Genomic DNA, 13,619 nt, shown 5'->3' on the forward strand with positions numbered 1-13,619 from the left:
CCATGAATCATAGAATCGCCGCTGGCCTTGCCATTATCTCTGCTGCTTTAAGTAGTTGGCTCTACTGGGGCAGTGATATCAAAATTGAGAAAATCCTCACCTCAAGTGAATGGCAATCGAAAATGGTCACCCTAATTGACCAAATGCGCCATGAACAAGATATCGGTCCTTTGCGTAAAGTGGACGTGGTTTCAAACGTTAAATATTTACCGAATAACACTTACATCCGCGTCTCTACCGTCCGCCTTTTTCCAGATACCGACTCACTAGAAAGCATCATCAATATCTCGGAAAGCGGTAAGTGGGACATCAGTGATAATTACTTGCTGATCACTCCAAGTGAGTTCAAAGATGTCTCGTCTGCGCAAACGCGCGACTTTTCCGAGCAGCAGTTAGAGCTTATCACACAGATCTTCAGGATGGATGCTCAGCAAAGCCGCCGCATAGATATTGTCAATGAGAAGACCTTGCTTCTGACCAGCCTCAGCCACGGCTCGACGGTGCTGTTCACCAATTAATACCTCTAGGGAGCTTCGGCTCCCTTCTTTGTGGAGAACATATGCTAAAAGCACACATTGATATTTACTACTGTCGCCAATGTAATTGGATGCTGCGTGCCACTTGGCTCAGCCAGGAGCTACTGCACACCTTTAGTGAAGAGATCGATACGCTGTCGTTACACCCAGACACCGGTGGCCGATTTGAAATTCACTGCAATGGCGTGATGGTGTGGGAAAGAAAGCGCGATAGTGGCTTCCCAGAAGCGAAAGTGTTGAAACAACGAGTGCGCGACATCATTGATCCACAAAGAGATTTGGGCCACAGTGATACCAAGTAGCCCAAAAAGGTGTACTAGCCTTATTCTCAAATATTCCTTGTTTACAGCTGACAGCTCACGATGCACTCACCGTCAAAAGTGACGGTTTTCAGCTCGCCATCGTCATAAAGTCCGTAGCTAGGCGCAAAGCCGTTACGAGGGAAGGTCACCGAACCTGGGTTAAACACAAAGTGTTCACCATCTCGCTGCGCCACTGGGATGTGAGTATGACCATGAACCAGCACATCGTTGGGGCTTAGCGCTGGACGCTTGTCCGCGTTGTACAGATGACCGTGGGTTAAAAACAGTCGAGTGCCCGACCCCAAGACCAGCCAGGCGTAATCGGCCATAATAGGGAAATCGAGCAACATCTGATCCACTTCACTGTCGCAGTTGCCACGCACGGCAATGATCTGCGCGGCAAACTCATTGAGCCGACTGGCAACCTCGGCCGGGTTGTACCCCTCAGGAATCGGGTTTCTTGGTCCGTGATTCAGTATGTCCCCAAGCAGTACCAAAGTCTTAGCACCCGATGCTGAAAAGGCTGATAACAGTGCTTCGGTGGCAGGAAGGCTGCCGTGTATGTCTGACGCGATAAAAATAGTCACCTAATGCGTACCCTTAACGTAAATAAGGCTATTGTACGCACTGAGCTACACATCGTCATCATTGAGCATGCCGTTAATCACAATGTTGTTGTAACTGACCATCCCAATAATCTGGCCATGCTCGATCACAGGGGCTCGGCTGATACCAAAACGCTCAAAGAGGCGCGCGCAATATTTCACATTCATATCAGGGCTGACGGAGAGTGCAGGCTTGGTCATAATTTCATAGATGTTCGTCCGCTCTGCCGAGCGATTCTGCGCCAGCACTTTTTTCGCGATGTCGTTCATCAGCACAATGCCGTACTCATCCCCTTCATGCCGCTTATCAACCACCAGCGCTTTGACTTGGTGCTGGCGCGCAAGCTGGATTCCCTCTTTGACGGTCGTCAAACCATCAATGATGACATAAGTATTGGCCATCACATTCCGCACTTGCACTCGATCATGGCTGTTCATAACTCATCCTCCACCACTTTGGTCAATGTTTCTACTTGGTGGGCGACCCCCACCGCATCTTCAATATCAATTTGAATCGCGATGCCTTGCCCAGAGGTTTGATCAAACTCTCCAACCTCGTTGATCGTCTCCAGTATGTGTCGCGATAAGTGCTCCTCGACCACAAACAACAGTACATCTTTTTGCACATCGAGCGTCAGACCAAAAAAAGTTTTCTTCTGTTTTAATCCTTCGCCACGGGCATTGTTAATAACCGTGGCCCCCGTAGCGCCCGCAGTGCGCGCCGCATCAAGCACCACGTCGGTTTTGCTGTCTTCGACAAACGCAATAATGAGTTTAAAGCGCATTAGTTTCATCCTCCTGATTGGCGCGTTTATTCAGCCAATCTGTCATTTGTGCATAGCCCATGACTGAAATAATGGGGAATAAGCTGGCAAAGGCGATAAGGCCAAAGCCATCGATCATTGGGTTTCGGCCCGGTACGGTAGAAGCAAGCCCTAGACCAAGCGCGGCCACCAAAGGTACGGTGACCGTTGAGGTCGTCACACCGCCGGAGTCGTAAGCCAGTGGAATAATCAACTTAGGAGCGTAAAAGGTTTGAATCACGACCACAATGTAACCAACGATGATGTAGTAATGGATAGGATCGCCAACCACAATTCGGTAGCTGCCAAGCGAGATACCAAACGCAACCCCAAGCGCCACCGCGATACGCAACCCATTGACACTGATACTGCCCGCCGAGACTTGATTAGCTTTGATGGCAACGGCGATCAGTGACGGCTCTGCAATAGTGGTACTAAAGCCGATAAAAAAGGCAAACAAGTAGACCCAATAGTAGTCAAACCACTCTAGTGGTGCGGTGAGGTTATCTCGAAACTGATCGATAAAGCTGGGCGCCGTCAACTGAGTGGCCATTGTCTCGCCGAGCGGAAACAACGCAAGCTCCAAGCCAATAAGAAACAGAGATAAGCCGAGAATGACATAGACAAAACCGAGCAATACCTTAGCAAGGTTGGTGACCGGGCGTCGTAACACGGCAAACTGGAATCCGAAAATAATGGTCGCAATCGGCACCACATCGGTGATGGTGCCAAGTAGAGTATGAAAAAAGTGTTGCCATTCCATCATGCCACCACCATGCCGTATACCATGACGAACATCATCGGCAGCAATGAGGCAAACGCAATCAAGCCAAACCCATCGATCATGGGGTTACGTCCTTTGATCGCACTTGCAAGCCCAACCCCTAGTGCCGTGACGAGAGGAACCGTAATGGTGGAGGTCGTAACACCACCTGAGTCGTAAGCGACGCCGATGATGCTCTCCGGCGCAAACATCGTCAGTACCACTACGCCAATGTAGCCACCAATGATCAGATACTGAATGGGCCAACCTTTTAAAATTCTCAGCACACCCAACATGATCGCAAAGCCCACCGAGAGGGCGACGGTGTAGCGCAAGCCATTGGCGTAATCATCCATCGCCTCCGGCCTATCGGCAATCATCCCTCCTTGCGCCGCCACTTGTGCGGCTTCTGCGGCAACTGCCGTGAGAGCAGGCTCAGCAACGGTGGTCCCAAACCCTAAACAGAACGAAAACAGCAGCAACCAAAAGACACTCCCCTTACGCGCAAACGCTTGCGCCATGGATTCACCGATGGGAAACAACCCCATCTCTAAGCCAAAAATAAAAAAACTCAACCCAAGTACCACCAACACGAGTCCAAATACAATTGAAGGGAGGTTGGGAAGTGGCTCTTGCAAAACGACCAATTGGAAAAAAGCAATCACAGCGATGATGGGCAGTAAGTCACGTAAGCTGCCCATTAAAGAACGAAATAGTGCCCTTATTGCTTCCATACTCTCTCCGCTGCGATGAAATCCACACTATTTATCATGGCAAAGGAATTCATCCTTAAGTGTGATAAATCTGGCATCTCTCCCGATAGAACGCACGAATGTTTCATTTTGTGAGTTGGCGAGTGAGCCAATAAGCAAAGATGCGGTCAAACCGAGTGAAGAGCGATCTATTCATGCTTGAGATCGCTATAATGATTCGAGAAATCAAAAAGAAGGGACAGCAATGAAAATTTTGCTCACCGGAGGAACCGGGTTTATTGGCAGAGAGCTGCTTAAGCAGTTGACCACACATGAAGTGACAGTATTGACCCGATCTCCCTCGCGCGCTCGGCAAGTCCTCGCCCACCTAAAACAAGGCAACCTCTCCTTCATCGACAGTTTGGACGACTTTCATGATCTCAATCCCTTCGACGCCGTCATCAATTTGGCCGGAGAGCCCATTGCCGACAAACGCTGGACTGACACCCAAAAATCCTTAATTTGTGAGAGTCGCTGGCAACTGACAGAGCAGTTGGTCGCCTTGATTCACGCAAGCACCGCGCCGCCCTCGGTATTTCTCAGTGGCTCTGCGGTGGGATACTACGGTGACCAACAAGCGCATCCGTTTGACGAAAGTCTGCAAGTGCAAAGCAATGACGATTTCGCTCATCAAGTCTGTGCACGTTGGGAACAGATCGCTCTGCGCGCACAATCTCAGCACACGCGAGTGTGTTTGATGAGAACAGGTATTGTACTTGGTCCTGATGGTGGGGCACTGAAGAAAATGCTGCCCCCCTATCGCCTCGGATTAGGCGGCCCAATAGGTACTGGCAAGCAGTATATGCCTTGGATACACCTGATGGATATGGTGCGTGCCATTGTCTACTTGTTGGATACCGAACATGCCCAAGGCGTGTTCAACTTCACTGCGCCTCACCCTGTCACCAATACTCTGTTTAGTCAGACGCTGGCTCGTTGCCTGCGACGGCCGCATGTACTTTTTACACCAGCATGGGCAATGAAGCTGATGATGGGCGAGAGCGCGACCTTGCTGTTTGATAGCATCCGCGCGAAACCCAAAAAGCTCACCGAACTGGGCTTCACCTTCCAATACTCACGACTTGAACCCGCCCTCAAGCACCTTTTGCAGCCCGTAGGGCGCTAACAACGGATCATAAATACGACAAACATGACTCAATACATTTTGATTACAGGCTGCTCGAGCGGCATAGGCCATACAGTTGCCCACGCCCTTCATCAGCGAGGATACCAAGTGATCGCGTCTTGTCGCCAAGCACAAGACGTCGAGCGATTAAAACAAGAGGGGTTGTTGTCGGTGCAACTGGATCTCTCTGATCCACAAAGTATCGAAGCAGGCTTTCATGAAGCCTTAGCATTAAGCAACGGCCGACTTGATGCTCTGTTTAATAATGGGGCCTACGGTCAACCTGGGGCATTGGAAGATCTCCCGACAGAAGCCCTGCGCGCCCAGTTTGAAAGCAATTTTTTTGGCTGGCATCATCTTGTTTCTTTGGCTCTGCCGATAATGAGAGCGCAAGGCGCTGGGCGAATCGTACAAAACAGCTCGGTACTTGGCTTTGCAGCGATGAAATATCGCGGTGCGTACAACGCCTCCAAGTTTGCTCTTGAGGGCTGGACAGACACACTCAGACTGGAACTGGCCGACACCAACATTCACATCAGCCTCATCGAACCAGGTCCCATAGAGACGCAGTTCCGCGCCAACGCCTTGGTGGCATTTCAACGCTGGATCAAGGTGGAAGAGAGCGCGCATCGTGCGCACTATGAGCAACAATTAGCAAGACTTGGCAACGATACTTCAAGCAACCGCTTTGTTCTTCCCGCCTCTGCCTGTATTGCGCCTGTGGTTCATGCTTTGGAGTCCGAAAAACCCAAAATCCGCTACAGAATAACCACACCAACGCGAGTGCTTTGGTGGCTAAAACGTCTACTATCGAGCCGAGCCTTAGATCGACTATTGAGCAAGGCTGCATAAAAAATCGTCTGTATGTAATTTAATCGTAATATTGAGACAGTAAGATTTAAATCGTTGCCTTCGCGCCACTGACGAACTCCCATCGCTTTGGGTTTGGCCACATAACAATTCATTATTACAGCGTTACATTCGGATAAGACTATGTCATTAAACCAGTTGAACTGGCTGAGTGTCGGTGTTGCGCTAACGTTACTGATGTTTTTGTAACACCTTCGCTTGCACATTGTAAAAAAGGTAGGATAACCCTTCGGTTTCCTACCTTTTTTGCTGTGTTACCGCTTTGAATTCAGCTTGTGCGTTAGCTGGTCAAATCATCGAAAAACTTCTTCACACCATTGAAAAAGCCTTCTGATTTCGGCTTGTGCTTGGTCGCTGCTTCGCCACCGCAAGACTCTTCAAACTCTTTGAGTAGCTCTTTTTGACGGGCACTGAGGTTCACTGGCGTCTCTACCACAAGCTTGACAATCAAATCGCCAACACCACCACCACGAACACCTTTTACGCCTTTGCCGCGCATACGGAACATACGACCAGTTTGTGTCTCCGTTGGCACTTTAAGGTTCACTCGGCCGTCCAATGTTGGGACTTCCACCTCACCACCGAGCGCTGCCATAGCAAAGCTCACAGGCACTTCACAGTAGAGGTTATTACCATCACGCTCAAAGATGTGGTGTTCTTTCACGTGTACTTGTACATACAAGTCGCCCGCTGGTGCGCCCATCTCTCCCGCTTCACCTTCACCTGAAAGACGAATGCGATCGCCAGTATCCACACCGGCTGGGATCTTAACGTTAAGGGTTTTGCTTTTCTGTTTACGACCTTGACCATGACACACATTACATGGGTCTTTAATGATCTTGCCTTTACCGTGACAGGTCGGACAGGTTTGTTGAACCGCAAAGAAACCTTGGCGCATCTGAACTTGGCCATGACCATGACAAGTGCCACATGTTTCAGGTGATGTGCCTTTCTTCGCGCCGCTTCCTTCACAGCTGTCACAATGGACTAACGTAGGAACTTCAATTTCTTTCGACACACCACGTACGGCTTCTTCAAGCGTCAATTCCATGTTGTAGCGTAAATCAGCGCCACGCTGAGCGCGAGCTTGACCGCCGCCACGACGACCGCCACCAAAGATGTCACCAAACACGTCGCCAAAGATGTCACCGAAATCGGCACTACCGCCACCGAAGCCGCCGCCTCCCATACCGCCTTGTTCAAAGGCTGCATGGCCGTACTGGTCATAAGCGGCTTTCTTCTGTGGATCGAGCAGAACTTCGTACGCTTCTTTTACTTCTTTAAACTTATCTGCAGCGCTGTCATCACCCTGATTACGGTCTGGGTGGAATTTCATCGCTAGGCGTTTGTACGCCTTTTTGATATCACGCTCTGATGCATCGCGGCTTACGCCTAATACTTCGTAAAAATCACGTTTTGACATGTTTCTCGTCACCAAATTTATTACTGCAAACGGTCAACACCGCTTGGTGTTATATCTACCTAACTAATGGCTCTGGATTTTAGCGATCCCACACCAAAAAGACACTTTTAGTTAGATGGACATAATGTACAAACATACGGGCGTAAGAGTCTCCTCAAACGCCCGCATCATAGTTAAGTTAAGTCCGAATCAAGAATTACTTCTTGTCGTCTTTGACTTCTTCAAACTCTGCGTCAACCACATCGTCTTGAGCGTCGCTGCTTGCTTGCTCGCCACCTTGTGCTTGCGCTTGAGCTTGCTGCTGAGCGATTTCCATCAGTTTCTGAGCCGCAGTCATCAGTGCTTGAACTTTCGCGTCGATCGCTTCTTTGTCTTCGCCTTTACGTGCTGTTTCTAGCTCAGAAATCGCGGCTTCAATCTTCTCTTTCTCGTCAGCTGGAAGCGCATCACCCGCTTCTTCTACTTGCTTACGAGTACCGTGAATCATTTGGTCCGCTTGGTTACGTGCAGTCGCTAGCTCTTCGAACTTCTTGTCCGCTTCTTTGTTCGCTTCTGCTTCTTGAACCATTTTCTCGATGTCTTCATCGCTTAGACCACCAGACGCTTGGATAGTGATCTTCTGCTCTTTGCCAGTCTGCTTGTCTTTCGCTGACACGTGTAGAATACCGTCCGCATCAAGGTCGAAAGTCACTTCGATTTGTGGCATGCCACGTGGCGCAGGCTGAATGCCTTCTAGGTTAAATTGACCTAGAGACTTGTTGTACATCGCTTGCTTACGCTCACCTTGAAGAACGTGGATGGTTACCGCGTTCTGGTTGTCTTCCGCTGTCGAGAAAACTTGGTTCGCTTTGGTTGGGATAGTGGTGTTCTTCTCAACCAACTTAGTCATTACGCCGCCCATTGTCTCAATACCTAGAGACAGAGGTGTAACGTCAAGTAGCAGTACGTCTTTCACGTCACCCGCAAGTACGCCACCTTGAACAGCAGCACCCATAGCTACGGCTTCGTCAGGGTTTACGTCTTTACGCGCATCTTTACCGAAGAACTCTGCAACTTTCTTCTGAACCATAGGCATACGGGTCTGACCACCGACTAGGATCACGTCAGTGATTTCATTCACTGAAAGTTCCGCATCCGCTAGTGCGACTTTTAGTGGCTCAAGTGAACGTTGAACAAGGTCTTCAACTAGAGATTCTAGTTTCGCACGCGTCACTTTCACATTCATGTGCTTAGGACCCGTCGCATCTGCTGTCACGTATGGTAGGTTTACGTCAGTTTGAGAAGTCGAAGAAAGCTCGATCTTCGCTTTTTCTGCCGCTTCTTTCACACGCTGCATCGCTAGAGGATCTTTCTTAAGATCGATGCCTTGCTCTTTCTTGAACTCTTCAACGAGGTAGTTGATAAGGCGGTTATCAAAGTCTTCACCACCTAGGTGAGTATCACCGTTGGTTGCAAGAACTTCGAACGTTTTCTCACCTTCAACTTCATCGATTTCGATGATAGAGATATCGAACGTACCACCACCTAAGTCATAAACCGCGATAGTGCGATCGCCGCCTTTCTTGTCTAGACCGTATGCCAACGCTGCCGCTGTCGGTTCGTTGATGATACGTTTTACTTCTAGACCTGCAATGCGGCCTGCATCTTTAGTTGCTTGACGCTGAGCATCGTTAAAGTAAGCCGGTACAGTGATGACCGCACCTGTTACTTCTTCACCTAGGAAGTCTTCCGCTGTTTTCTTCATTTTCTTCAGAACTTCAGCAGAAACTTGAGGTGCTGCCATTTTTTGGCCTTTCACTTCAACCCAAGCGTCACCGTTATCAGCCTTAACAATCTTGTATGGCATGATTTCGATGTCGCGCTGAACTTCTTCGTCTTCAAAACGACGACCGATCAAACGCTTGATTGCAAATAGCGTGTTTTCAGGGTTAGTAACTGCTTGACGTTTCGCAGGCTGACCAACCAATGTCTCGCCGTCTGTGTAAGCAATTACCGATGCAGTAGTACGTTCACCTTCTGCGTTTTCAATCACGCGTGGTTTGTCGCCGTCTAATACAGCAACACAAGAGTTAGTAGTACCTAAGTCAATACCAATGATTTTACCCATCAGGCTATCTCCGAATAAATTCTATTTTCGTTGTGCTATATCCCCTATGTGGGGATGGAGAATCGGGTTTCAACCCTTGCTCACAAACAAAAATAATCATGTTTGCTTCTCTATGCCCCTTAGATAAGGTCTGGAATTACCTTTTCAAGGGACAAAATGAAAAAAATCGTAATTTTTGTTTAGAAACAACAAAGCGAGGCCGAAGCCTCGCTTTGCTCGCTACTCTATCGCGCAAAATGTCGCGATTATTTCGCTACCATTTCGGTTTACTTCGCTACCATCACCATGGCAGGACGGATCACGCGTCCGTTCAACTCATACCCTTTTTGCATCACAAACATCACCGTGTTCGATTCATGATCAGGGCTTTCCTGAATGGACATCGCTTGGTGCTGCTCAGGGTTGAACGCTTCACCTTCTGGGTTGATCTCTTTCAAGCCAAACTTAGACACGGTATCGACAAACGTTTTATGCGTCAGTTCAACACCTTCAAGAATCGGCTTGACCGCTTCATTCTCTCCGTCTGCCGCTTGAATCGCACGCTCTAGGTTATCAATCACCGGTAACAGCTCTTCAGCAAACTTATTCAATGCGTATTTACGTGCTTTGTCGATCTCGGTTTCCGTACGGCGACGCATGTTTTCGACTTCTGCTTTCGCACGCAATACACCGTCTTGCTGTTCTTGAATTTTCGCTTCGCTTGTCAGTAGCGCCGCTTCTAGTTGAGCAATCTTCGCGTCTTTTTCATCACCCATCTCTTCAAGCTCAGCTTCCACTTCTTGTGCTGCCGCTTCGGCTTTTTCCGCTTCTTCGATGATTTGATCAAGCTCTTCTTCTTTAATCTTGTTTTCTTCGTTGCTCATGGTCTCTCCAGAATTCAATGTTCTTTGTACTTAACGGCTCAGTTTGCCACCACCAAATACAAAAAATTCGCACAATTAGCTAACTTGCCATTATTATGGGGATGTAGATTGTCGATTCAAGCCTATTTAGCGCGGAAAACTTATGAAAAAACCTTTTGAAGTGATCGCTATCATTGGTAAGCCCAGAGATCAGCAGGCTATCCAAACGCACCGAGAACTGTACACTTGGTTAAAATCAGAAGGTTATCAGGTTCTTATCGATGATCGCCTCAGCGAAATCTTAGATGACCTACCGCAACAAGATTTCGCCAGTTTGATTCGGCTGGGCAACGTCGCAGACTTGGCGATTGTCGTTGGTGGTGACGGCAACATGCTAGGCGCCGCTCGTGTGCTGTCGCGCTTTGACGTGCGCGTCATTGGTGTGAACCGAGGAAATCTCGGCTTTTTGACGGACTTAAATCCCGAAGACTTTCAAGCGGCGCTGAAAACCGTGCTAGCGGGAGACTACATTGAAGAAGAGCGCTTTTTACTTGAAGCGGAAGTCCATCGTCATGGCCAAGTTAAAAGCCACAACGCTGCGCTAAACGAAGCGGTACTTCACCCCGGGCAAATTGCGCACATGATTGAATTCGAGGTCTATATCGATAATAGCTTCGCGTTTTCTCTGCGTGCGGATGGCATCATAGTCTCAACGCCGACCGGCTCTACGGCTTATTCGCTCTCTGGGGGCGGTCCAATTCTGTCGCCTAGCCTCAACGCTATCTCGCTTGTCCCTATGTTTCCCCATACCTTGTCGAGTCGACCTTTGGTCGTTGACGGAAAACGGCGTATCAAGCTACTGGTGTCGCCCGATAACCGAGGCACACAGGAAGTCAGCTGTGATGGTCAAGTGTCATTGCCCGTCTCACCGGGGGATGAAATCCATATTTATCAAAGCCCTAACGTCCTGAAACTTATCCACCCAACGGAATACAGCTACTATCATGTACTTAGAAACAAACTGGGCTGGTCCAGCAAGCTTTTCTAACAAGCGGCCCTAAACAGAGATGAACACTTGAAAGGTTGATGTACACACATCAACCTTTTTTAATCGCCCTCACAAAATTTGTTGCCACCATCTTTACTGTATAAAGAAACAGTATATACTGTTTTCTTATACAGTATTGTTCATTTAAACAGGTGCTAAAAATGCTGGCTCATCTAAGTGTGAATAATTTTGCGATTGTAAAATCTCTACAACTTGAACTCTCTAAAGGAATGACAACCATCACAGGTGAAACGGGCGCAGGCAAGTCCATTGCGATCGATGCGCTCGGCTTATGCCTTGGTGGCAGAGCGGAAGCCAGTATGGTTCGCCAAGGTGAAGATAAAACGGAAGTCAGTGCCGCGTTCTCACTAGAAAACAATATTCACGCAACACGATGGCTAGAAGATAACGACCTGCTCGATGGGAGCGACTGCATTTTGCGTCGTATCATTAGCAAAGAAGGTCGTTCACGAGCCTTCATTAATGGTAGCCCAGTCCCTCTCTCTCAGCTCAAGTCGCTCGGACAACTACTGATCAATATTCATGGCCAACACGCGCATCATCAATTGATGAAACCTGAGCACCAACTCGCCATGCTCGATCAGTACGCTGGGCATATACACTTGCTCAAAAGCACTCGTAATGCTTACCAACTCTGGCGTCAGGCGGACATTCATTTCAAGCAACTTAAAGAAAATAGTGCGGCTAACCTTGCGCAAAAACAGTTGCTTGAATACCAAATTAAAGAGTTAAACGAACTCTCTCTAGGGGAGGAAGAATATGAAGAGCTCGAACAAGAACACAAACGCCTCTCCAACAGCGGAGAGCTCGCCACCACCTGCCAACAAGCCATTGAGCTTATTTACGAAGGTGAAGAAGTTAATGCGCTTGGTATTCTCCAATCAGCCAGTCAGTCCTTGATTCAACTTGCAGAACTCGACGATAAGTTGGCTGCTCTGCCTAATATGCTGGCGGAAGCCCTGATTCAAATTGAAGAAGCCAACAATGAGCTTCGCAACTACCTCGACAATATTGACGTTGACCCTGCGCGCATGGCTTATGTAGAAGAGCGATTCTCCAAAGTGATGTCTATCGCACGTAAACATCATGTGATGCCAGAAGCTTTATATCAACATCACCAAGAGTTGTTGGCACAAATCGACGCGCTAGACTGCTCCGATGAAAAACTCGAGCAACTGGAAAATGAGGTGAGCCAGACTTTTGCAACCTTTGTCGAGCACGCAGAAAAACTGAGTAAATCACGTTCACGATATGCCAAAGAGCTCAACAAGCTGATCTCAGCCAGCATGCACGAGTTGAGTATGGAAAAAGCGAAGTTTTGTATCGATGTGGTCAGTGATACGGCGCATCCTTCACCACTTGGCCTCGACCAAGTATGCTTCTTAGTCTCAACGAACCCCGGCCAACCACTTCAACCGATTGCCAAAGTGGCATCTGGAGGGGAACTTTCACGCATTTCCCTAGCCATTCAAGTCATTACTGCGCAGAAAGTCGACACACCAAGCCTCATTTTTGATGAAGTGGATGTCGGTATCAGTGGGCCAACCGCCGCCGTAGTCGGTAAAATGCTGCGAAAATTAGGCGAATCTACCCAGGTTCTCTGTGTGACTCACTTACCGCAGGTCGCCGGATGTGGCCACCAGCAACTGTTTGTTGCCAAAAACACCAAAGCAGGTAAAACGGAGACTCAGATGCGTGTTCTCGATCGCAATCAGCGCATTAGCGAGCTTGCCCGCTTGTTAGGTGGAAGTGAAATTACCGACTCAACCTTAGCCAATGCAAAAGAGCTCCTAGTCGCCGCTTAGGGTGTTCAGCAATAGATCGCGCTCAGGTTAGGTAGCCAAAGTTCCCTAGCTCAGGAATTTTGGCTCGAATTTGCAACCTAATTCAAAAATCATGGTCTGAAACAGTTCAAATGCCGATGAGCTTTTTACATTACAAGCAAGCTTGTTTATTATCGGCTCAGTTTTAGAACCCTCTGCAGTAAGAATACTCGTATGCAACTAACTAAGTGGCTTATCGCATTACCACTCGCGATCACAACCCTGACTGGCTGTTCATTATTAGAGAAGCTGGTGTATCGCATTGACATCAACCAGGGCAACTATGTTGAGCAAGAAGCGGTAGAAAAACTTAAATTCGGTATGACCAAAGAGCAAGTACGTTATGTGATGGGCTCACCGATGTTGGTTGAAAATGGCTACCCTGACACTTGGTACTACATTTACCATCACACTAAAGGCCACCATGACTCGATTCAGAAAAACTTAGTGGTCAACTTCAATGGCAATGGTCAGTTGGTTGATGTGACTGGCGACTTCACCGCCAGTGACGATTTTTTTGAAAGTATCAATTAATAAAGTGTCTATTCGTTGAGGCGCTATTCGCGCAAAAATGGAAAACGCTGACGATATGTCAGCG

The 13,619-nt window shown here is 48.3% G+C and carries 15 protein-coding genes; 7 read left to right on the plus strand and 8 right to left on the minus strand.

Going from position 1 to position 13,619, the window contains the following annotated elements:
* The first annotated feature begins 2 nt into the window (after positions 1-2).
* Both AC6R10_RS02645 and AC6R10_RS02650 read left to right on the plus strand, forming a co-directional pair.
* The gene (locus AC6R10_RS02645; RefSeq protein ID WP_487903509.1) at positions 3-518 is read left to right on the plus strand and encodes a regulatory protein ToxS; all 516 of its coding nucleotides are present in this window, start codon (positions 3-5) and stop codon (positions 516-518) included.
* A gap of 41 nt (positions 519-559) precedes the next feature.
* Complete coding sequence (locus AC6R10_RS02650) at positions 560-838, plus strand: Rdx family protein (RefSeq protein ID WP_487903508.1); 279 nt, start codon at positions 560-562, stop codon at positions 836-838.
* Positions 839-879: 41 nt separating this feature from the next.
* Here AC6R10_RS02650 and yfcE read toward each other — a convergent pair whose 3' ends face one another.
* From yfcE to AC6R10_RS02675, 5 genes are read right to left on the minus strand one after another with little or no spacing between them, the layout of a single operon-like run.
* Entirely contained in the window at positions 880-1,425 is a 546-nt protein-coding gene (yfcE, locus tag AC6R10_RS02655; protein ID WP_500671362.1) for a phosphodiesterase, read from the minus strand.
* Positions 1,426-1,470: 45 nt separating this feature from the next.
* Complete coding sequence (locus AC6R10_RS02660) at positions 1,471-1,881, minus strand: CBS domain-containing protein (protein ID WP_500671363.1); 411 nt, start codon at positions 1,879-1,881, stop codon at positions 1,471-1,473.
* Complete coding sequence (locus AC6R10_RS02665) at positions 1,878-2,228, minus strand: P-II family nitrogen regulator (RefSeq protein ID WP_334551262.1); 351 nt, start codon at positions 2,226-2,228, stop codon at positions 1,878-1,880. The genes AC6R10_RS02660 and AC6R10_RS02665 overlap by 4 nt, the downstream gene beginning before the upstream one ends.
* Positions 2,218-3,012, minus strand: coding sequence for a DUF1538 domain-containing protein (locus tag AC6R10_RS02670; RefSeq protein ID WP_500626175.1), 795 nt, complete (start codon positions 3,010-3,012; stop codon positions 2,218-2,220). The genes AC6R10_RS02665 and AC6R10_RS02670 overlap by 11 nt, the downstream gene beginning before the upstream one ends.
* On the minus strand, positions 3,009-3,743 hold the full coding sequence (locus AC6R10_RS02675; protein ID WP_500671364.1) for a DUF1538 family protein: 735 nt from the start codon (positions 3,741-3,743) through the stop codon (positions 3,009-3,011). The genes AC6R10_RS02670 and AC6R10_RS02675 overlap by 4 nt, the downstream gene beginning before the upstream one ends.
* Positions 3,744-3,966: 223 nt before the next feature.
* On the opposite strand from AC6R10_RS02675, the gene AC6R10_RS02680 reads away from it, so the two are divergent.
* Together AC6R10_RS02680 and AC6R10_RS02685 are read left to right on the plus strand one after the other, a co-directional pair.
* The gene (locus AC6R10_RS02680) at positions 3,967-4,887 is read left to right on the plus strand and encodes a TIGR01777 family oxidoreductase (RefSeq protein ID WP_487903712.1); all 921 of its coding nucleotides are present in this window, start codon (positions 3,967-3,969) and stop codon (positions 4,885-4,887) included.
* Between the two features lie 24 nt (positions 4,888-4,911).
* Positions 4,912-5,739 carry an SDR family oxidoreductase gene (locus AC6R10_RS02685; protein WP_500633582.1) on the plus strand — a complete coding sequence of 276 codons (828 nt, stop codon included), beginning with the start codon at positions 4,912-4,914 and terminating at the stop codon, positions 5,737-5,739.
* Between the two features lie 298 nt (positions 5,740-6,037).
* On the opposite strand, the gene dnaJ is transcribed toward AC6R10_RS02685, so the two are convergent.
* From dnaJ to grpE, 3 genes are all read right to left on the minus strand, one after another.
* Positions 6,038-7,180, minus strand: a complete 1,143-nt coding sequence (gene dnaJ / locus AC6R10_RS02690; protein WP_500671365.1) for a molecular chaperone DnaJ — start codon at positions 7,178-7,180, stop codon at positions 6,038-6,040.
* Between the two features lie 196 nt (positions 7,181-7,376).
* Entirely contained in the window at positions 7,377-9,287 is a 1,911-nt protein-coding gene (gene dnaK / locus AC6R10_RS02695; protein ID WP_500671366.1) for a molecular chaperone DnaK, read from the minus strand.
* A gap of 266 nt (positions 9,288-9,553) precedes the next feature.
* Positions 9,554-10,150: a nucleotide exchange factor GrpE gene (grpE, locus tag AC6R10_RS02700; protein ID WP_334551275.1), complete on the minus strand. Its 597-nt coding sequence runs from the start codon at positions 10,148-10,150 to the stop codon at positions 9,554-9,556.
* A 142-nt stretch (positions 10,151-10,292) separates the two neighbouring features.
* Here grpE and nadK point away from each other — a divergent pair, with 142 nt between their 5' ends.
* From nadK to bamE, 3 genes are all read left to right on the plus strand, one after another.
* Positions 10,293-11,177, plus strand: a complete 885-nt coding sequence (gene nadK, locus AC6R10_RS02705) for an NAD(+) kinase (RefSeq protein ID WP_334551276.1) — start codon at positions 10,293-10,295, stop codon at positions 11,175-11,177.
* A 161-nt stretch (positions 11,178-11,338) separates the two neighbouring features.
* Positions 11,339-13,003: a DNA repair protein RecN gene (recN, locus tag AC6R10_RS02710; RefSeq protein ID WP_334551278.1), complete on the plus strand. Its 1,665-nt coding sequence runs from the start codon at positions 11,339-11,341 to the stop codon at positions 13,001-13,003.
* 192 nt (positions 13,004-13,195) lie between these two features.
* Positions 13,196-13,555: an outer membrane protein assembly factor BamE gene (gene bamE, locus AC6R10_RS02715; protein ID WP_334551279.1), complete on the plus strand. Its 360-nt coding sequence runs from the start codon at positions 13,196-13,198 to the stop codon at positions 13,553-13,555.
* Positions 13,556-13,619 lie beyond the last annotated feature (64 nt).

Source organism: Vibrio sp. R12-SG2-ISO1, from assembly GCF_059834045.1.

Coding starts and splice junctions, on each gene's coding strand:
- AC6R10_RS02680 (WP_487903712.1), top strand. CDS start 3,967: ATGAAAATTTTGCTCACCGGAGGAACCGGGTTTATTGGCAGAGAGCTG.
- nadK (WP_334551276.1), top strand. CDS start 10,293: ATGAAAAAACCTTTTGAAGTGATCGCTATCATTGGTAAGCCCAGAGAT.
- AC6R10_RS02670 (WP_500626175.1), bottom strand. CDS start 3,012: ATGATGGAATGGCAACACTTTTTTCATACTCTACTTGGCACCATCACC.
- dnaK (WP_500671366.1), bottom strand. CDS start 9,287: ATGGGTAAAATCATTGGTATTGACTTAGGTACTACTAACTCTTGTGTT.
- grpE (WP_334551275.1), bottom strand. CDS start 10,150: ATGAGCAACGAAGAAAACAAGATTAAAGAAGAAGAGCTTGATCAAATC.
- AC6R10_RS02665 (WP_334551262.1), bottom strand. CDS start 2,228: ATGCGCTTTAAACTCATTATTGCGTTTGTCGAAGACAGCAAAACCGAC.
- AC6R10_RS02675 (WP_500671364.1), bottom strand. CDS start 3,743: ATGGAAGCAATAAGGGCACTATTTCGTTCTTTAATGGGCAGCTTACGT.
- bamE (WP_334551279.1), top strand. CDS start 13,196: ATGCAACTAACTAAGTGGCTTATCGCATTACCACTCGCGATCACAACC.
- AC6R10_RS02660 (WP_500671363.1), bottom strand. CDS start 1,881: ATGAACAGCCATGATCGAGTGCAAGTGCGGAATGTGATGGCCAATACT.
- AC6R10_RS02685 (WP_500633582.1), top strand. CDS start 4,912: ATGACTCAATACATTTTGATTACAGGCTGCTCGAGCGGCATAGGCCAT.
- dnaJ (WP_500671365.1), bottom strand. CDS start 7,180: ATGTCAAAACGTGATTTTTACGAAGTATTAGGCGTAAGCCGCGATGCA.
- recN (WP_334551278.1), top strand. CDS start 11,339: ATGCTGGCTCATCTAAGTGTGAATAATTTTGCGATTGTAAAATCTCTA.
- AC6R10_RS02645 (WP_487903509.1), top strand. CDS start 3: ATGAATCATAGAATCGCCGCTGGCCTTGCCATTATCTCTGCTGCTTTA.
- AC6R10_RS02650 (WP_487903508.1), top strand. CDS start 560: ATGCTAAAAGCACACATTGATATTTACTACTGTCGCCAATGTAATTGG.